Origin of the sequence: Rothia sp. HMSC066G07 (assembly GCF_001814485.1) — a bacterium.
Taxonomy (GTDB): domain Bacteria; phylum Actinomycetota; class Actinomycetes; order Actinomycetales; family Micrococcaceae; genus Rothia.
In genome coordinates, this window is the sequence record NZ_KV816924.1 from 225999 (window position 1) to 244161 (window position 18163).

Below are 18163 nucleotides of genomic sequence, written 5' to 3' on the forward strand. Positions count from 1 at the left end.
GAATCAAATATGGGCACCGCGCATGCGGCTACGCGGTTAGCATCAACGGGCGGTATATCAACAGACAGCGTGCAGAGAACCCGGCGGTACACGAGGCACCAGTCGGGTTCTCATATGCCTAACTTTCGTAGGGCCCCATAAATCGTGAGCCATTGAAATGAATCATATGAGTTGGGTCGCTCTCCAACCAGACTTCTGTCTCCCAAGCAATATCCATTAGGTGAGAGCGGAGCACTTGTCGGTTCGGGAAACAGGAAACATACACGATTCCAGCTTCCGACCCTCCAAAAAGTGATTCCAAATCTTTCTTGCGGAGAGGATTTACTGGACCATGAGTTGTTACTGCTTCCATCAAGAAGAGCCAATTTTTATCCTCCTGATACACAACCAAGTCGGGCATCTTTCCATGCATATCAAGATTAATTCCAAGAGACGAAAATATCTCTTTATCATAATGAACTGTTTTATTATCTGCATCACCAATATACAGAACTCGACCCCCAGGTATAAAACGAGGGCAAAACTCCTCAACCATGGCCTTAATTAGTTTATTTTGGCCACCAGGATTAATATATTCGATTTCATTCGAGGGCATACGAACCGGAATCTTGTGTATTTTACGCTCTTCACGTTGCAATTCCACTAGGCTCGGAGCATATGCTAGATATTCTTCAAGAGCAATACGAAATTCACTAGAAGTATCATCATTGCTTCCTGAATACATGCGAATCACACTTAGCGCATTGGGGCTAACCCTATATACATTTTTTGATGAATTAGTCGGGCGATCCGGATCATCATCATTGTGTTCGCAAAAAGCTGCTGCTACAAACTGATGAAGAACCTCTCTGCGTATAGTCTCCCTGGAGTTTTCTGCAATTGGGAAATCAAGATTATTTCTCATCCAATCCATTAGACCACGCACTCCGATTCGATTATTTGTTGCTTGATCCCAGGTATCTCCTTCACGGAGGTTCAACAGCGACAGAAGAGTCCTTGCTGCCATATCGTTAGTTCGTTTTTCATCAAACTCAAAGAGTTTCAAAAGCCTTCTAGCTTCTTCATGTATGCTCATACGGCTTTCTCCTTCTTAATCTGTAGAGATTCGATATTATCTGAAAGAATCTCAGAAATGTCCTGAGTCGGTTGTTTTGAATGGGCAAGTTTTCGCAAAGAACTTATTGAGGGAAATGGGAGTTGACGCAAATCTCCAGCATTTACCTGGGTATGCCCGCTGAAAATGCGAAAATAATCGTCTACTTGGGCTGAATTTAGCCATCGCTCAATTCCTATAGCGACATCCTTTTCAAGACCCGAGCCATTATTGTGAATATAGTTCACCTTATTATCTATTGCAAACAAATTATTTGCATGGTACAATGCTGCGCTTATGCGACGCTTCTCTTCTTTCACAGAGAAACGCTTTACAAGGACATACCAGCCTGACGGAATGACATTTTTTGCCGTATTTGGATGGAACCCATCAACCCACTGTTCTTTCTTACAAGATTCAAGAGGATGGATTACTTGTCCATTAAATATATGGGAAGCATGAATGAGAGGCAGAGAACCAACAAGTTGATTCTCAAGAAGAATCTCACGAGAGCGGAAACCCACCACTTTACCTGTCGAAACATTCAGATTCAATGAGGATAACGTTTCCTTGGCATGGGACATTCGCTCAATAATCTCCCCGTCATAATCTGTATTGGGGACAAAGATAAAATCACCAGTTACAACTTGAGTGTACGGAACCGAACGCGTAGAGACTGTTCCCTTATGGTCATGCGATACACTTAGCTGCACATGAGATTTTGCTACTCCCTTATACATACCAGTGATAACTGTTTCTTGGAGTACTCCAGACTCTCCAAAAACAGAAGAACGGGACTCAAAACTATGAATAGAATCGATACTAGATTCTTTGAGTAAATCTTGGCGAAATGCAGTGTAGTAGGTTCCATTCATCCATGAACGCGGAGTAATGGACACCTGATAGCCACCATCCTTCAAAAGGCGCTCACCTAGGGACATGAAGGCGGCATACATATTGGGCACATTGCACCCATGTGAGCGTAGAATTAGGGCTACTTCTGACTTACTTGCAATCTTAAAATACGGTGGATTCTGAATAACATAGTCGAACAGGCTCTGGCCTTGCAAAGCCCATTCAATAAAATCTTGATTAACGTATTCAAGATGCACCCCTGGGCGAGAACAATCTTTCAGAGTATTCTTCAACGCAGGAATGAGCTCAGAATCTTTTTCTACAGCAATAATCTCAAGATTGGTTTCTGGAGATTCTCGTGTAAATCGGTCCACAACTGCTGCTGTCAATATGCCAGATCCTGCGCCAGGGTCTAGGATACGAACTTTATTAGAAGTTGGAAGAGGTAGCATCTGCGCCATCATCTGGGCGACTGCGAGCGGGGTAAAAAACTGACCTTGGTCGCTTTGGCTCTTCTCATCGAGAGCGCTCATAGCCTGCTGTCGTCGTATTTCAGCGCGTTCCACAAATTCCATACTTCAAGGGTAACTGCACCCCTGATGTGTGCCAAGTCAGTTCGTCATCTCAGGAATGTCCTACGTAAATTGATGTGTTTTCCAAGCTAGACAGCAGAGAACCCAGCGGTACACGAGGCACCAGCCGGGTTCTCCACAATCAACAGGTCAGCACACAGCCGGAAAAGCTACAGCAGCGAAAGGCTACTTCTTCTTTTCCTTCTCCTCGCCCGAAGACAGTGCCGCAATGAAGGCTTCCTGAGGAACCTCCACACGACCGACCATCTTCATGCGCTTCTTACCTTCCTTCTGCTTCTCCAGCAGCTTACGCTTACGCGAAATATCGCCACCGTAACACTTAGAAAGAACATCCTTACGCATCGCGCGGATATTCTCACGGGCAATAATACGCGAACCGATAGCCGCCTGAATCGGCACCTCAAACTGCTGACGAGGAATCAGCTCACGCAACTTAGAAGTCATCATCAGACCGTACGAGTACGCCTTATCGCGGTGAGTAATGGCGCTAAACGCATCCACCTTCTCGCCCTGCAGCAGGATGTCGACCTTCACCAGGTCAGCCTCTTCCTCACCGTCGAACTTCCAGTCCAGCGACGCGTAACCGCGGGTACGGGACTTCAACTGATCGAAGAAGTCGAACACGATCTCTGCCAGGGGCAGGCGGTAACGCATCTCCACACGATCCTCGGAGAGGTAATCCATGCCGCCAATCTGGCCGCGGCGAGCCTGGCACAGCTCCATGATTGCGCCAATGTACTCGCTCGGGGCAATAATCGTACACGCCACCATGGGCTCGCGAATCGTCGCGACCTTACCCTCGGGGAATTCGCTCGGGTTGGTCACGCGCTTAGCGTTGCCGGCCTCGTCCACCACGTCGTAAATAACGTTCGGTGCGGTCGAAATCAGGTCCAGGTTGAACTCGCGTTCCAGACGCTCACGCACAATCTCCAGGTGCAGCAGACCCAGGAAGCCACAGCGGAAACCGAAGCCCAGAGCGGCAGAGGTTTCCGGCTCGTAAATCAGTGCGGCGTCGTTGAGCTTCAGCTTATCCAGCGCGTCACGCAACGCCGGGTAGTCCGAGCCATCAATCGGGAACAGGCCCGAGAACACCATCGGCTTGGGGTCCTCGTAACCGCCCAGGGACTCCTCGGCGGGCTTAGCGGCGGAGGTGACGGTATCACCCACACGGGACTGACGGACGTCCTTCACGCCGGTGATGAGGTAACCCACCTCGCCCACGCCCAGGCCCTTCGACGGGACAGGCTCAGGGGAAATCACGCCGATTTCGAGCAGGTCATGCTCAGCGCCGGTGGACATCATCTTAATCTTCTGACGCGGCTGCAGGCTACCGTCCACAACACGCACATAGGTGACCACACCGCGGTACGAGTCGTACACCGAGTCAAAAATCATGGCACGCGCCGGGGCGGATGCGTCACCCTGCGGGGCGGGAATCGCCTCCACAATACGGTCCAGCAGAGCCTCAACACCCTCACCGGTCTTACCCGATACGCGCAGAACCTCGTCCGGCTCGCAACCAATCAGGTTCGCCAGCTCCTCAGCGTACTTATCGGGCTGAGCCGCGGGAAGGTCAATCTTGTTCAGCACCGGGATGATGGTCAGGTCGTTTTCCATCGCCAGGTACAGGTTCGCCAGGGTCTGAGCCTCAATACCCTGGGCGGCGTCCACAAGCAGAAGCGCACCCTCACACGCAGCCAGGGAGCGGGACACCTCATAGGTGAAGTCCACGTGGCCGGGGGTGTCAATCATGTTCAGCGCGTAGGAGGTGCCGTCAACATCCCAGGGCATGCGCACAGCCTGAGACTTAATGGTGATACCGCGTTCACGCTCAATGTCCATGCGGTCCAGGTACTGCGCCTTCATATCGCGCGGGGCAACCACGCCGGTGGCCTGCAGCATACGGTCTGCGAGGGTGGACTTACCGTGGTCAATGTGGGCGATAATGCAGAAGTTGCGAATAATCGCGGGGTCGGTCGCCGCCGGAACGGGCGGGTTCTTCGACATGGGTGCCAATCACATCATCCTTTCGAGATGCTGGCTGCGGGTATGGGCATAGTTACCTATCATTTTCCCATACCCGCGCCATATGTGCGAACGGACCTAACGTTCCGAAGAATCCTCCGCGGAATCCGCACCATCATCGGCAGGGTTTACGCCCTCGGAGGCGCCGCTGAGGGAATCCAGGTAGCCCTCAATATCCTCGGCAATCACCTCACCGGAGACAGTGCGCAGAGTCGAATCCATCTTCTGCTCAATCTCACGCACCAGCTCAACCTTCTCGTAGTCCTTCGCCATTTCTTCGGCGAGCTCCGCCTCCCACTCATCAGCATGGGTGCGCAGGCGGTCGTACTCCTCAGACTCGACCTTGATACCGAGGATGACCTCCAGCGCCTCGATCAGGCTCACGACCGCACGCGGGTTCTGCTGGTCAAAGCTCAGATACCCCGGGATGCTCATACGCAGCATGACCGAGGAGGACAGGCCGTGCTCGGCGGCGAGCGCAGACATTGCCATCGTCACCGAGGTAGAACCGGTGAAATACTCGTGCAGAATACCGGGGATTGCCGCCAGCTTCTCGTCGTAAGTGGTCAGCGTGTACGGGTACGGGCGGGTGTGCGCCACCTGATCCTCAAAGGTCTCAACGAAGATCGCGTGGTCCACGTGGAGCTTCTTCACGTACTTGAAGAAGCGGGTCATGAACCGCTGCAGGCACAGGCTCGGGGCGGGGCCGGTCACCACGAGCAGGCGCAGGTGGCGCTCCGGGATGGTGACCATGTTGTAGAACATCTTGGGCCACACCAGAACCGTGGATTCGGAGTCGTCGCTGTTCTGTAGCTGCGGGGCGACGGAAGCATAGTCGTAGAAGTCGTCCATGTCGAAGCCGGGGCTCTCATCGCAGGGGTCGAACGCGCGGTGAATCACGTCGAGGGCGTCTTCACCGTTGCCCGGGGGTTCCTTCGCGGAGTTGAAACCGACCAGCATGACGGTGGTGTAGTTGTCCTCTTCGGAGGATTCGCCCAGGCCAAGCTTGCCGAGCAGTCCCTTCTTTGCGGACTGTTCTGTGGAGGCAGGCTTGGCGAAAGCGTCAAAGAGTCGGGCGGGCGGGAAGTTCGGCTGGCTCATCGTTGTCCTTAGCTCGTGGTCGGTTCACCGGGTACATGGGGGTGTATGGAAAGTTGCCGGTGAACCATCGGTGGTTGTGTGGTGTGTATCGGCGATGCTCACTCCCCCGGTACCGTCTATACGGCACTATTGCTAGGGCGCGGGCGGTGTGCGGTACCGCCGATAGTTCCCACTATACGGGCTCTTCCGCAACCCGCAAGCGGTTTCGTCACCGGGTGGGCGCCTCCATAGGAATGGGTATAAAAAATAACGAGTCACCAGAAGCGAATACATTATTCACCCGCAGTTGCGTTTAGGCTTTCACCTGTTGCCTTGTGTCCTGTCATGGTGAGGTGTGACTGGTTATGATGGCTGGTATGGACTCACAATTCATAGCAAATCTTATTTCTGGTATATCGGCTCTTGCTGCCGCGTTTTCGGCCCTTTTTGCGGGCATATCGTGGTATCAATCTAATGGTTCTAAGAAGGCGAAAGCAGAATCAGAGGAACGAGCCCGACAAGCTGAAGAGTCACTCAAGCAGATGCATCAGATTATCGAGGAACAGCAGAGCCAATCTCAGTCGCAGGCTGATATTGCATCCAATCTGTGGCGACCTAAATTCCAGCTGACGCATGTCAGAGGATTGCGATATAAGCTACAAAATATTACTAAGCAGTCTTTGAATGTGCTTAAAGTTGTAAACCAGGATGAATTTTTTCGGTGCGATGATATTCACCACCAGTTCAACCCAGGTGAATCGCTCGACATCCGTCTAGGTGATGTGATGGGGAAGCCCTTACCATCAAATCTAGTTCTTCAGGTTGCAGACCAAGATGAACCTATCTACGTTCAGATTCCTGGTAAGTTCAGCTAAGAAATTGACTGCGCCGGCATATAGCACACCGGCAAAAGGCCCCGCTGAATCCTAATAGATAGCCTCGTACCGGTACAGGTACGGGGCCATGCTTACAGCATGAGGGAGAGGGTACAGTACCGCTGATAGTTCCCCAATACGGGCGTGAATCTCCCCAAGATTCGGATACGGAAAAATTCAGCAACAAATCATTAGGTTCAAATACATCACCTACCAGTAATTACGCATATTCTTTCACTTGTTATGTTGTTTCCTGCCTTGGCGGGGAGTGGTCGGTTATAATGACTAGTATGGATACACAGTTTATACCAACTCTTCTAGCCATACGTGATGCGGCTAAGCGTTCTGCAGACGCTGCACAGGAAAAGGTCAACCAGGCTGAGAAGTTGCTCGAACAGATGCAGCAGATTGTCACTGAACAGCAGAGCCAGTCCCAGTCACAGTCCAAGATTGCAGCTAGCCTATGGCGCCCTGAATTTCAGCTGACTCATGTAGTGAGGACAACTTTTAGTCTACGTAATGTCACTATGGGTCCTATTAAGGTTCTTGATGTAGTGAACGCAGACCAGTTTGCTAACCTAGAACTCGAAAAAATCGTTAAGGAGTTTCAATCCGGCGAGATGGTCAGAGTTGAACTACATCATTATGGGGACGACTATAACCTGCGCCTCCGAATCGACGGGCGGGAGGATATCCTCTGCGTCCCGATTGAGTATAATCTCGATCTCCTATAAACAACTTTATAACGGGTAAGCACCCACAATAAACGATTCGGGCATAAAGAGACCCCCTGCGTTCCCCCTAGAGGAGGGGGAACACAGGGGGTCTCAGCCCTAAACCAGAGAGGTACTCACGTACCCCGCAAGTTTTAGAAAGGCAGAAGCGCCAAATCGTATGGAGTGCCAGCATAAACATCCGGCAACTCACCATTAGCTACCTTCTCACGATACAAGCTGGTTACTTCGCTATATTTGAAGGGGAATTCCTTAGCTTCGTTCCTACGCTTAATCTCTGCCAGACCCCACTCATATTCGGCACCGGGGCGCGCCACCGGAGCATTAAAAAAACGCCCATTCAACTCAGCACGCATCCACCCCTCCGGAGTATTTGCATCAGATATGGGCTTCGTAAAATCGAACGGAGCACGCCAATACTCAGGGTCTTCACGATAATCGTAAGCTTCTTCTGCGATCTCGCTACTCATGGGGAACCTCCTGATAATATGCAAAAAAAATATGTGCCCACACCGGCGCCATGTGCAACGCCGCTTAGAGCGCTCATGATAGGCGCGGGCGGTGTGCGATACCGCCGGTAGTTCCCACTATACGGGCTTCCACGCGACCCGCAAGCGGTTTCGTCACCGGGCGGGCGCCTCCCCATGATCCTGCTAAAAAATTCAGTACCGAATCATCAGATACGAACACATCATTCACCCGCAGTTGCGTTTAGCCTTTCACCTGTTACCCTGTGTCCTGTCATGGTGTGTCCCCGTAACAGGGTAGGGCGGGTTAAGATAGTTGGTATGGATTCACAAGGTATAGGAAATTTTTTTGCTGGTGTATCAGCACTGGGGGCTATCGTTTCGGCGATTTTAGCCTATATTACGTGGCGTCAAGCCCTTGGCTCTAAAGAGGCCAAGGCAAAGGCAGATGAAGCACACAAAGCAGCTCTAACTATGAGTGCTGCGGCTGAACGTTCTGCAAAGGCTGCAGAAGAACAGGCCAACCAGGCTGAGCTGGCGCGTAAAGCTGCAGAGGAACGAGTCCGGCAGGCCGAGGAGTCACTCGAGCAGATGCGGCAGCTTGTCGCTGAACAACAGAGTCAATCCCAGTCGCAGTCTGAGATGGCAGCCAGCCTGCACCGACCTATCTTGGAGTTTACTCATGTAATCAATGACCAACGTCCTAATGATTACAGCTATTACTTGCGTAATAATACTGGGACACCTGTCATAGTTCTTGAGGTGACAAACCTGAACAATTTCTCCCACCCCGGCCTTTCTATTCCCGAACTTCCTATAGAGGTACACCCCGGCGAACCGGTTAAGTTCACCATACCGCATACTCGAAGAAATAAGAGCCTGGAGCTTCGAATCGATGTCAGTGGTAAGGAAAAAACTATCTTTGTAGAGATTCCTTGATAGTTCGAGCTTTCACCATCGAGAATCAGCGAACCTTTTAAAAATTTGACGATATTGAAACAGACAGCTTACAGCAGTAATTGCCCCGGCGTACATGGAACGACAAGAGCCAATCGCATTTGCTGAGGCGCAGGAGCGTATCTAGCAAGCAACTTGGTTTCCAGTTACTCCCTACTTTGAGCTGTTATTCATTACAGCAGGTAAGCAGATAAAAGAGACCCCCTGCATTCCCCTTAGAGGAGGGGGAACACAGGGGGTCTCTGCCCTTAAACCAGAGAGGTACTTAGGTACCCCGCAAGTTTTAGAAAGCCTTGTTTACCAGCGCAGCAAGACCGGACTTCTTGTTTGCAGCGGTCTTCTTGTGCAGAACACCCTTGGAAACAGCCTTGTCCAGCTTACGGTTCACAAAACGCAGAGCCTCAACAGCAGCTTCCTGGTTCTGTGCCTCAACAGCAGCCTTGACCTTGCGGGTCGCGGTCTTCAGCTCGGACTTTACAATGTTGTTGCGCAGGCGAGCCTTCTCGTTGGTGAGGATACGCTTCTTCTGAGACTTAATGTTAGCCACAATTAAACTTTCTGTTTTGTCTTATTGGTCGGTGAGGGCGACGCTGGCCGATCATCGACTGAGCGGCGTGGGGATGCCTATGGCAACCGGCCAGCAGTGCCCGATGACCATCGGACACTCAACCACACATAATACCAGATGAACAGCCTCCACGACAGACCCCCGCGGAGAGAAAAATACTGTGAAAACCACTACACGCAGCCTCCACATCCGGCGCAGATAATCGGCACCGGTCGCCGGTGAAACTACCGGCACAGGGCGTTAGCCGTTATGGCGAGTCCACGCACGCTCAATCAGGCGGAACGTATCCTCCGGCATAATCGCACCCTCACGGCGCATCGCATCCGGGCGAACACGAATCACACGGTTCAGCTTCACCTCAGAAGCGCGGCCCTGCGGATCCCACGGACCCGAACCAATATCAAGGTAGTTCGAATCAGCGTGCTCACGGTTATTGTGATCCTTGCTGGTCATCATCAGCGCCAGCAGGTACTCACCGTCACGACCCACCAGAAGCACCGGGCGGTCCTTACCCTGCGAGTGGTCCTCCTCGAAGGGAACCCACGTCCACACGATTTCACCCGGGTCAGCGTCGCCGTCCAGGGAGGGCGAGTACTCAAAGTTGATTATGTCGCGGTAATCGCCCGGGTAATCCGAACCGTCGGATGCGCCGGTCGAAGCCGGTGCGGAAGGCTTAGGTGCCGAGGAAGACTTCGAGGCGCTCGGCTTAGGCGTCGAAGAGCCGGAGGTACGAGCCTCACGCTGACGAGATTCATCCTTGCGGGATTCACTCTTCTGGGAGGACTCGGAGCCGCCCTTAGACGCAGTAGCGTCGTTGAGGGCATCCTCTGCCGCCTTCTGCAGGAAGGGCAGCAGGGCAAAGAAAATTTTCTTCAGAATTTCGAGCATGGGCTCTATTATGCACTACAGGCGCGGAGGTAGAGCAATCGCCAAAACAGCCTGCTCCACCGCATACACCGCGTCCTGCGACTCACCCTTCAGCTGGGCGTCCGCATCAGCCAGAAGCTGCACAATATGCGCCAACTGGGCGCCGGTAAAACGGCGGCCGTCACGCTGAGCCTGCTCAACCTGCCACGGTGACATACCCACCTCACGCGCCAGCTCGTTAGCGCTCATGCGCACGTGGTGCACGCGCGCAATATTACGGATACGCATGGCGAGCGCGCCCAGCATCGGAATCGGCTCCGTGCCGGTGGCGAGAGAGTGGCGGAGCAGACGCAGAGCCTCCGGGGCGTTACCGGAAATCGCGGCGTCACTGACGCGGAACGCGGTGACTTCGGTGCGGCCGCCGTAGTAGCGGTTCACAGCCTCTTCGGTGATGTCGCCGGGTACGTCTGAGAGCAGCTGCTGGCATGCGGCGGCAAGCTCAGCAGTGTCGGAGGCGGCGGCCGTCAGCAACGCCAGAGCGCCGCCGGTAATCGGGCGCTGAGCGGCGGCAAACTCCCCCGCCAAGAACTCGCTCTTCTCACGGTCGGTCTTGAGCGCCTTGCAGTTAATGAGCACGAACTGGGAACGCACCAGGTCGATGAGCTTCTTGCCGCGGTTACCGCCCGAGTGGTTCAGAATGAGCATGATGTCCGGCTCGGGGGCGTTCAGGTAGGCGAGCGTATCGGTCAAAAACTCGTCGCTCATGGAGGCGACGTTCTCAACCTCAATGATCTTCGCCGAACCGAACAGGGAGGGCGAAGCGTGCAGGATCAGCTCCCCCGCCGTGTAGGTGGCGGCGTTAATCTGAACGCGGTCCACCTCCGGGTGGATGCTGCGGAACAGCTCACGCAGGCGTGCCGCGGCACGGGAGGCGAAGTACTCCTCCGGGCCGTAGAGCATGACGGCGGGTGCCGGGGTGACGGTACGCCACGCGGTGTCGAGGGCGGGGCCGCCTCGGCGGGCGTAGCCTCGGGAACCACCACGCTGGGTTGAACGCTTACGCTCGGACACGCTTATCACTCGCCTTTATCTGCAGGGTACGGGCTGAACTCGGCCCCGCTGCGCGCGGGGTGCGGCGCGGGTAGAGTCTCGAGTATCCATCATAGCGTTTTCTTCTCAGATGCCTCCTAGCGGTGGTTAGCGGTAGTCGGTCACGGTTAGTCGGTTAAGACCGGGCGGGCTGATTGGGGCGCTGATAGGAGGGCGCGATTTGCGGTACTACCCGCAAATACTGCCGGTGCGTGACCGCACGGTAGCGGCGCGCATCCACCCACCAGAGGGCAACGCTCAACGCCAGCACGCAGAGGGCGCTGCCCACCACCGCGGGCACGCTCGAACCGAGCTCCCACGGGTTACCCGGCGCGTGCGCGGCAGTATGCGCCGCCCACTCGATACCCTGCGCGGCAAGCCCACCGGCACGCAGGCACACATCCGCCAGCTCGGGCAGGCCCAGGAGCATGAATCCGAGCGCCGCCAGCCCGGCGAGCATACTCAACGGCGCCAAAGGAGCCGCCACCAGATTCGCCGGAACCGAATAGAGCGGCACCGTACCGCTCATCGCCAAAATCAGCGGAGTACACCACAGGGACGCCACGATGGGCGCGGCGAGCATCTCCGCGCAGAACACCGGCATGAGGCGCATGAGCAGGCGAATCAGCGGAGGACCCAGCAGAATCAGCGCGGAAGTTGCCGTCACCGACAGGGCAAACCCTATATCCACGGCGAGGTGCGGGGCGGCAAGCAGACACATCAGCACCGTGGTTTGCAGAGCCGCCAAAGACTGGCGACCCGAACCGCGCAACATCGCGTAAGCACCGAGTAGACCCATGGCGAGGGAACGAATCACGGAACCCTCAGTCTCCAGCAGCGTGGCGTAGGCGAGCACCGCCGCAACCCCGCACAGCACCATGACGCGGTGCGGAATGGCGAGGGTACTCAGCCGATGCACGAGCGGCGGCAGGGCGTGCGCGTTTGGCGGGGTAGGTTGATGGGGTTGGATAGAGTGTTGGGGCTGGGCGGGATGCCGGGGGTACGCGGGGCGGCGAGAATGACCCGTGCCTCTCCCTCGCAGCCGTTGCCTCAACGAGCGGAACAGCAGGTACGCGCTGGCGAAGCGGTACGGACGAATCGCCAACACCAGCCGGTACGCACCCAAAAACACGATGGCAATATTCGCCCCGGACACCGCCGTAATATGGCTGAGCCCGCTGAGCTTATAGTCCTCCCGCGCGGTGGAACTCATCAGCGAGTCGTCCCCGTAGGCGGTGCCCAAAACTAGTGCCGCCGATTCCGTGCCCAGGGTATCCAGGGCGCGGGTGCGCAGCTGTTCCTTGAGCGTGGACAGGTACGGCTCCTCCTCAGTCCGGGCGGCGCCCGAGGCGTTCGATCCGGCGCCATAGGCGGGTGCGGGCATCGGGAAAATAGTTGCGCCGCTCAGCTTCGCCGTGGAACCGTTAAACTCCACCGTGCCGAGGGCGGTCACCTTCATGCCTGGATAAATCGCCTGCGAGCGCGCGGTACCGCTCCCCTGGTGCTTAGCCGCAGAAACGCTACCCGATGAGTTCGCCTCCGAACGTGCTTCCAGACGCTGCGCGGCGCTCTTTGCCGAACCGTCACGCCGGTACACGCGCACCCGCTCATTCACCAGCGCACGCACGCTCCGCCCCTGAATTTCCTCCAGCTTAATAACCACCAGAGTAGTGCGCGGATCCACGCGGCGAACCTGCTCCACCGTGCCATTCAGACGAAGCGAGGCCCCCTGCGCCTGCTGCAGGGTGGCGCGGGATGCATCCATCCCCGTAGCGCACAAAAGCACCGCCTGAACCGTGACAATACACGCCAGAAAAACCAGCTGACCGGTCGTGCGAAAGAGCAGGCTGTACGGCATTGCCGCACGCGGCGGAAAGAAGAGCAGAATCGCCAGGCACCCCAGCAGGGCAATGAGCACGCACGCCAGCGGATGCACCACCCGCCACGTGCCCACAGTCAGCGCCGCCGCGGTAAAAGCCCACAGCGCCAGCACCGTAAAACTCAGGCGAAAATCCAGGTGAATGAGGCTTCCCTGGGCGCGTAGCTCCTGCTCGTCGCGGCGGGTACGCCACCGCTCAGCGCCGATGCTCCAGCGGTAGCGGACGCGGTCATACGCCGTAGCCGTGGACCGGATGAGGCGCCGGGTGAGGCGCAAGGAACCGTGAAAGAGTGCCTGCTGGCGGTTCTGCCTGCGGTTTTGCCGGTGCATTAGACCGTCACCAGCGGGCGCAGATTCTCCAGCATCGACGGACCAATGCCGGGCACCGCATCCAGCTCATCCACGCTACGGAAACCGCCGTGCGCCTCACGCCAGGCAATAATGCGCTGAGCCATCGCAGGACCAATACGCGGCAGGGTCTGCAACTCCTCGGCGGTGGCGGTGTTAATGTTCACCGGGGTTGAGCCCTTCTGCGCGCTGCCTGCAGGAGTTAGCGTGCGTGCAGGCTGAGGCTGAGCGCCACCCTGAGATGCACCGTTCTGCGCTGCACCATTCGCCGCGTTACCCTGACCCGCATTTGCCGTGCCACCATTGGGCTGAATCTGCGCCGGAGCAGCCGTCTCACCACGATGCGGCACATAAATCTGCACCCCGTCACTGAGCGCACCGGCAAGATTCACGCGGTCCAGATCAGCATCCGCGGCGGCACCGGAGGCGGCGGCAATCGCATCCACGGCACGACCCTGCGCGGGCAGCGTGTACACGCCAGGGTTGTTCACGGCACCCGCCACGTGCACCCGCACGGTAGCCTCACCGGAGGCGCCACCCTGCGCGGATTCACTTGGGTTAGCGCCCGGCTGAGCAGTGGACTGGGTGCCGGGTTGAGTTCCGGGGCTCTGCTGGGCACCCACCGCCTGCACCGACTCGGCGGAAGCACTCGGGGAGGCGACCTGCTCGGCACGCGGCGCCGCCGAAAACTGGGTCACACCCCACACCACGGCAACCAACGCCAGCACCGCCACCAGAAGCAGCACGCGCGGCGACAAGCCCCAACGGGTACTGCGTGTGGTGCCGGGCTGATCGGCCTGCTCCCACTCCGCCCAGTCGTCCACCTCATTCCAATCGGGCTGTTGATCCCAGTCAGCCCAGCCATTCGACTCCGGCTGGGATGCCGCGGGCTCGGCAGGTGTTTCTTCGGCAGGCGCCTCCGCGGGCGTTACCTCAGCAGCAATAGCCAGCGGCACGGTGTCCTCAGCATCCGGCGCACCGTTCTTGCGGGCGCGGGGGCTACGGTAGAGGCTGTTCATCAGGGAGCGGGCGCTACGCTGCGCACCGCCCTGCTGGGCTGCACTGTCCTGCACAGGGCTCTGTACAGCGTTCTGGTCGGGGTTGGGGGTCATGCTCGTCATACCCCTACCCTAGGCTCACGCGCGCGAACGCACGAGCGCACACAAAGAACCTGTGGATAACTCCCCTCGCACAACGCGAAAGGGGCCATCCACAGGCTCATTTTTGAAAAATATGCGGTTTTTGTTCAAAAACAGCGGGTTACGGTTTGTCACAAAACCGTCACAAACACCTCAGCCACACAAGCTACCCGCACCGTTTAAGAGCAGAATCTAGCCTTCGCTTAGTCCTCGCGCGGCAGTTCAGTACCCGGAACGCCCAGCTCCGAAGCACGCTTATCAGCCATCACCAGCAGGCGACGAATACGGCCCGCAATCGCGTCCTTCGTCATCGGCGGATCAGCCAGGCGACCCAGCTCATCCAACGACGCATGCTTATGCAGCACACGCAGCTCACCGGCATAGCGCAGATGATCCGGAGCCTCATGACCCAGAATCTGCAGAGCACGCTCGACGCGGGCGCTCGCCGCAACAGCAGCCTGGGCGCTACGGCGCAGGTTCGCATCATCAAAATTTGCCAGGCGGTTCGCGGTCGCACGAACCTCCTTGCGGGTGCGCGCCTCACGCCACGTGGTCAGGGTGCCGGTCGCGCCCATACGCTCCAGCAGCTGCGAAATGGTCTCGCCGTCACGCACCACCACACGATCGGTGCCGCGCACCTCACGTGCCTTCGCAATAATGTCTAAGCGACGAGCCGCACCCACCAGCGCGAGCGCCGCCTCCGGGCCGGGGCAGGTAATCTCCAGGGAAGAGGAACGACCCGGCTCAGTCAGCGAACCGTGCGCCAGGAACGCACCGCGCATGACCGCCTCGGCGTCCTGCAGGGAGCCGTTCACCACGGCCGGCGGTAGGCCACGCACCGGGCGGCCACGCAGATCCAGTAGACCGGTCTGGCGAGCCAGCGCCTCACCGCCGTGATCCACACGCACAATGTAGCGGCCGCCTCGACGCAGGCCACCACCGCTGACGCTGGTCAGCTCAGAGTCGTGGCCGTAAATCTCCGCGATGGTGCGGCGCATGCGGTGGGCGGTTGCCTCGTGGTCGACCTCAGACTCCACCACGATTCGCCCCGAGACAATGTGCAGGCCTCCGGTAAAACGCAGAATCGTAGAGATTTCCGCCTTACGAGCAGAGACTTTCGTTGCCTCGTAGTTGGCGAGTTCGTCCTTGACGAGCGTGGTTAATGCCATGAAAGGTCCTTCTGGGCGTAGTGTTTAAGTCTAAAAATCAGGAAAAGAGCGCACAAAACAGCCAGCTCAAGCAGCACACCTGAGCCGCAAATCCAAGCCAGTCAATCTAAGAGCTCAGCTCAAACGCTTCGTTATACGCAGCCGCAAGCTTCAGCGGGTCGTGCACATTCGGCTGAGCGGAAGAGCGCAGGTGCGCCCACACAACCTTCGCACCCATCGCAGAGGCCTCACGCTCCAGCTCGGAACGGTGGTCCGCCTGCATGTCCGCGTCAGCAATTACGGCGTCAAGGTGCAGCTTCGGGGCGTACTGGCGCAACAAATCCAGGTGAGTCGCCGGAGTGAAGCCGACAGTCTCCTTATCGTCGGAGAGGTTCATGACCACGCAGCGGCGCGCCTCCGTGCGAATAATCGCCTCACGCTGAGCGTCCAGTAGCAGATGCGGCAGAACCGAAGTACGCCACGAACCCGGGCCCAAAACAATCCAGTCAGATTCTTCAATGGCGGAGAGCGCCTCCGGGCAGGGGCGAGCATTCTCAGGGGTCAAACCGATATCGTGAACACGCTCCTCCTTAGAGAGGTTCACCTGGCCGACCACCTTCACGCGCTCAATACCGCCGCCGTTATGTTCACGCAGCACGGTGCCGTAAATGACCATCGGATCCAGCGCCATCGGCAGCACGCGACCGCGTGCATTCAGCAGGGCACCCGCCCAGTCCAGGCCCGCAACCGGGTCATCCAGAAGCTGCCAGAGAGTAGCAATCAGCAGGTTACCGAGCGCGTGGTAATCCAGCGGGAACTCGCCCTCGTACCCCTCCGGCGCGCTAAAACGATGCTGCATCACATCACGCCACGTGCGACCCCAATCGGTGTCATCACACAGCGCAGAAAGCGCCATACGCAAATCACCCGGAGGAAGAATACCCATCTCCTCACGCAAACGACCCGACGAACCGCCATCATCAGCAACCGTCACAACAGCCGTCAAATCAGGCGTGACATGGCGCAACGCAGACAGGGAACCGTACAGCCCGTGACCGCCGCCCATCGCCGTGACCTTCGGCGAACGGTGCGTGGTCTTCAACAGGCGCAAAGCCTGAGTCGGCAGAGCCGGCAGGCGCGGAATACCCTGAGTGTCATAACTGGTCGAATGGGTGGACATAGTAATACCTCACATACCCGGAAGGAATGGTATGCCGGCCCACGGGTGCGGGGCCGGACGGCGGCTAATGAAACACGACGCGGTGGTTGGGACGCGCCGGGTGGAACTTACTCGCGGCCCTTGTCACGGTGCTGAACATTCACGTTCAGCTCACCGAAAGCAGAGAGACGACGAGCCAGTTCTTCCGTCACAGCCACGGAACGATGCTTACCACCGGTGCAGCCAATTGCGATGGTGGCGTAGTACTTGCCCTCACGGCGGTAGCCCTCAAGTACGGGGCGAAGAGCCGCAAGGTAGTTGCTGATGAACTCCTCGGTGCCGGCGTGCTCCAGCACGTAGTCGCGCACCGGGGCGTCCTGACCGGTCAGGGGGCGCAGCTCCGGGACCCAGTGCGGGTTCGGGATGAAACGCATATCAGCCATGTAGTTAGCGTCCGAAGGCGCACCGTACTTGAAGCCGAAGCTCATCACGGTCAGGTTCAGCTTCTTATCCGCACCCTCAGCAAACATTTCACGCACGGTACGAGCCAGCTCGTGAACGTTCATGCCGGTGGTGTCAATGGTGCGGTCAGAAGCGAGGCGCAGACCTTCGAAGAGAGTGCGTTCAGCGCGGATACCGTCGAGGACGCGGCCCTCACCCTGCAGCGGGTGCGGGCGGCGCTGAGCCTCGTAGCGGGCAATAATGGTCTCGTCCTTGGCATCAAGGAAGAGCATGGAGAAGTCAATATCGGACTTGCGCAAAGTCTCAATTGCAGCGGGCAAATCAGAGAACAGGGCGCGGGCGCGGACGTCAATACCGAGCGCCACCTTCGGCACTCGTGCACCGTCGCGGGTCACCAGTTCAGCCAGGGAACCGAGCATCTGCGGCGGGATGTTGTCGATAACGTACCAGCCCTCATCCTCCAGCACATTTGCGACAGTGCTGCGGCCTGCACCAGAAATACCGGTAATGACCAGAATCTGAGGACGCTCCTCACTCTGGGCGGGCTGTACCGTGGCGGGCTTGCTCTGATTCTCGGGCATGGTGCTTCTTCCCCTTCGACGCGAAATACTCTCTATGCCATGATACTAGACCTTTATCTGACGGTTCAGGGGTACGGTCAGAAATTTCACCAGTATGACAGAAATATGAGACGCTCCCCGGCGGAACCCCAGAAGGAAGCTCGGGAGAAAGAAACCCGCATCACAAGTGCTTGCGCATAATGCTCTATACGGGCTTCGGAGAAGGAGGCGGGCGGCAGAGTCCGCAGGGTTCAGCCCCAGCTAG

At 57.1% G+C, this 18163-nt stretch carries 16 protein-coding genes; 3 read left to right on the plus strand and 13 right to left on the minus strand.

The features are described from left to right. Nucleotides 1–118: 118 nt before the first annotated feature. From HMPREF2971_RS09090 to HMPREF2971_RS04645, 4 genes are all read right to left on the minus strand, one after another. Nucleotides 119–1075, minus strand: a complete 957-nt coding sequence (locus HMPREF2971_RS09090; RefSeq protein WP_083314080.1) for a BsuBI/PstI family type II restriction endonuclease — start codon at nucleotides 1073–1075, stop codon at nucleotides 119–121. Next, nucleotides 1072–2514: an Eco57I restriction-modification methylase domain-containing protein gene (locus HMPREF2971_RS09095; protein WP_168165827.1), complete on the minus strand. Its 1443-nt coding sequence runs from the start codon at nucleotides 2512–2514 to the stop codon at nucleotides 1072–1074. The genes HMPREF2971_RS09090 and HMPREF2971_RS09095 overlap by 4 nt, the downstream gene beginning before the upstream one ends. 192 nt (nucleotides 2515–2706) lie before the next feature. Then, entirely contained in the window at nucleotides 2707–4548 is a 1842-nt protein-coding gene (gene lepA, locus HMPREF2971_RS04640) for a translation elongation factor 4 (RefSeq protein ID WP_371325810.1), read from the minus strand. Nucleotides 4549–4644: 96 nt separating this feature from the next. After that, nucleotides 4645–5667: a PAC2 family protein gene (locus tag HMPREF2971_RS04645; protein WP_070678329.1), complete on the minus strand. Its 1023-nt coding sequence runs from the start codon at nucleotides 5665–5667 to the stop codon at nucleotides 4645–4647. Between the two features lie 344 nt (nucleotides 5668–6011). Here HMPREF2971_RS04645 and HMPREF2971_RS04650 point away from each other — a divergent pair, with 344 nt between their 5' ends. Continuing rightward, a complete protein-coding gene (locus HMPREF2971_RS04650) occupies nucleotides 6012–6521 on the plus strand; it encodes a hypothetical protein (protein WP_070691620.1) in 510 nt (169 codons plus the stop codon). A gap of 290 nt (nucleotides 6522–6811) precedes the next feature. Continuing rightward, nucleotides 6812–7255 carry a hypothetical protein gene (locus HMPREF2971_RS04655; RefSeq protein ID WP_070691622.1) on the plus strand — a complete coding sequence of 148 codons (444 nt, stop codon included), beginning with the start codon at nucleotides 6812–6814 and terminating at the stop codon, nucleotides 7253–7255. Nucleotides 7256–7389: 134 nt separating this feature from the next. Here the strand turns inward: HMPREF2971_RS04655 and HMPREF2971_RS04660 are convergent, their stop codons facing one another. Then, a complete protein-coding gene (locus HMPREF2971_RS04660; protein WP_070691624.1) occupies nucleotides 7390–7725 on the minus strand; it encodes a hypothetical protein in 336 nt (111 codons plus the stop codon). Nucleotides 7726–8043: 318 nt separating this feature from the next. Here HMPREF2971_RS04660 and HMPREF2971_RS04665 point away from each other — a divergent pair, with 318 nt between their 5' ends. After that, nucleotides 8044–8661, plus strand: coding sequence for a hypothetical protein (locus HMPREF2971_RS04665; RefSeq protein ID WP_070691626.1), 618 nt, complete (start codon nucleotides 8044–8046; stop codon nucleotides 8659–8661). Nucleotides 8662–8962: 301 nt separating this feature from the next. On the opposite strand, the gene rpsT is transcribed toward HMPREF2971_RS04665, so the two are convergent. From rpsT to rapZ, 8 genes are all read right to left on the minus strand, one after another. Next, nucleotides 8963–9226: a 30S ribosomal protein S20 gene (rpsT, locus tag HMPREF2971_RS04670; RefSeq protein ID WP_005505969.1), complete on the minus strand. Its 264-nt coding sequence runs from the start codon at nucleotides 9224–9226 to the stop codon at nucleotides 8963–8965. 261 nt (nucleotides 9227–9487) lie between these two features. Continuing rightward, on the minus strand, nucleotides 9488–10135 hold the full coding sequence (locus HMPREF2971_RS04675) for a type II toxin-antitoxin system PemK/MazF family toxin (protein WP_070691628.1): 648 nt from the start codon (nucleotides 10133–10135) through the stop codon (nucleotides 9488–9490). Nucleotides 10136–10150: 15 nt separating this feature from the next. Next, a complete protein-coding gene (holA, locus tag HMPREF2971_RS04680) occupies nucleotides 10151–11185 on the minus strand; it encodes a DNA polymerase III subunit delta (RefSeq protein WP_005505965.1) in 1035 nt (344 codons plus the stop codon). Between the two features lie 154 nt (nucleotides 11186–11339). After that, nucleotides 11340–13358, minus strand: a complete 2019-nt coding sequence (locus HMPREF2971_RS04685; protein WP_246825043.1) for a ComEC/Rec2 family competence protein — start codon at nucleotides 13356–13358, stop codon at nucleotides 11340–11342. Nucleotides 13359–13411: 53 nt separating this feature from the next. Continuing rightward, on the minus strand, nucleotides 13412–14551 hold the full coding sequence (locus tag HMPREF2971_RS04690; protein WP_070691632.1) for a ComEA family DNA-binding protein: 1140 nt from the start codon (nucleotides 14549–14551) through the stop codon (nucleotides 13412–13414). 221 nt (nucleotides 14552–14772) lie between these two features. Next, nucleotides 14773–15738: a DNA-binding protein WhiA gene (gene whiA, locus HMPREF2971_RS04695; protein ID WP_005505961.1), complete on the minus strand. Its 966-nt coding sequence runs from the start codon at nucleotides 15736–15738 to the stop codon at nucleotides 14773–14775. A gap of 106 nt (nucleotides 15739–15844) precedes the next feature. After that, nucleotides 15845–16897, minus strand: coding sequence for a gluconeogenesis factor YvcK family protein (gene yvcK, locus HMPREF2971_RS04700; RefSeq protein WP_049337428.1), 1053 nt, complete (start codon nucleotides 16895–16897; stop codon nucleotides 15845–15847). Between the two features lie 107 nt (nucleotides 16898–17004). After that, nucleotides 17005–17919, minus strand: coding sequence for an RNase adapter RapZ (gene rapZ / locus HMPREF2971_RS04705; RefSeq protein WP_049362661.1), 915 nt, complete (start codon nucleotides 17917–17919; stop codon nucleotides 17005–17007). Between the last annotated feature and the right edge of the window lie 244 nt (nucleotides 17920–18163).

Coding starts and splice junctions, on each gene's coding strand:
- HMPREF2971_RS04645 (WP_070678329.1), bottom strand. CDS start 5,667: ATGAGCCAGCCGAACTTCCCGCCCGCCCGACTCTTTGACGCTTTCGCC.
- yvcK (WP_049337428.1), bottom strand. CDS start 16,897: ATGTCCACCCATTCGACCAGTTATGACACTCAGGGTATTCCGCGCCTG.
- HMPREF2971_RS04650 (WP_070691620.1), top strand. CDS start 6,012: ATGATGGCTGGTATGGACTCACAATTCATAGCAAATCTTATTTCTGGT.
- HMPREF2971_RS04690 (WP_070691632.1), bottom strand. CDS start 14,551: ATGACGAGCATGACCCCCAACCCCGACCAGAACGCTGTACAGAGCCCT.
- HMPREF2971_RS04655 (WP_070691622.1), top strand. CDS start 6,812: ATGGATACACAGTTTATACCAACTCTTCTAGCCATACGTGATGCGGCT.
- rapZ (WP_049362661.1), bottom strand. CDS start 17,919: ATGCCCGAGAATCAGAGCAAGCCCGCCACGGTACAGCCCGCCCAGAGT.
- lepA (WP_371325810.1), bottom strand. CDS start 4,548: ATGTCGAAGAACCCGCCCGTTCCGGCGGCGACCGACCCCGCGATTATT.
- HMPREF2971_RS04660 (WP_070691624.1), bottom strand. CDS start 7,725: ATGAGTAGCGAGATCGCAGAAGAAGCTTACGATTATCGTGAAGACCCT.
- HMPREF2971_RS09090 (WP_083314080.1), bottom strand. CDS start 1,075: ATGAGCATACATGAAGAAGCTAGAAGGCTTTTGAAACTCTTTGAGTTT.
- HMPREF2971_RS04675 (WP_070691628.1), bottom strand. CDS start 10,135: ATGCTCGAAATTCTGAAGAAAATTTTCTTTGCCCTGCTGCCCTTCCTG.
- whiA (WP_005505961.1), bottom strand. CDS start 15,738: ATGGCATTAACCACGCTCGTCAAGGACGAACTCGCCAACTACGAGGCA.
- HMPREF2971_RS04665 (WP_070691626.1), top strand. CDS start 8,044: ATGGATTCACAAGGTATAGGAAATTTTTTTGCTGGTGTATCAGCACTG.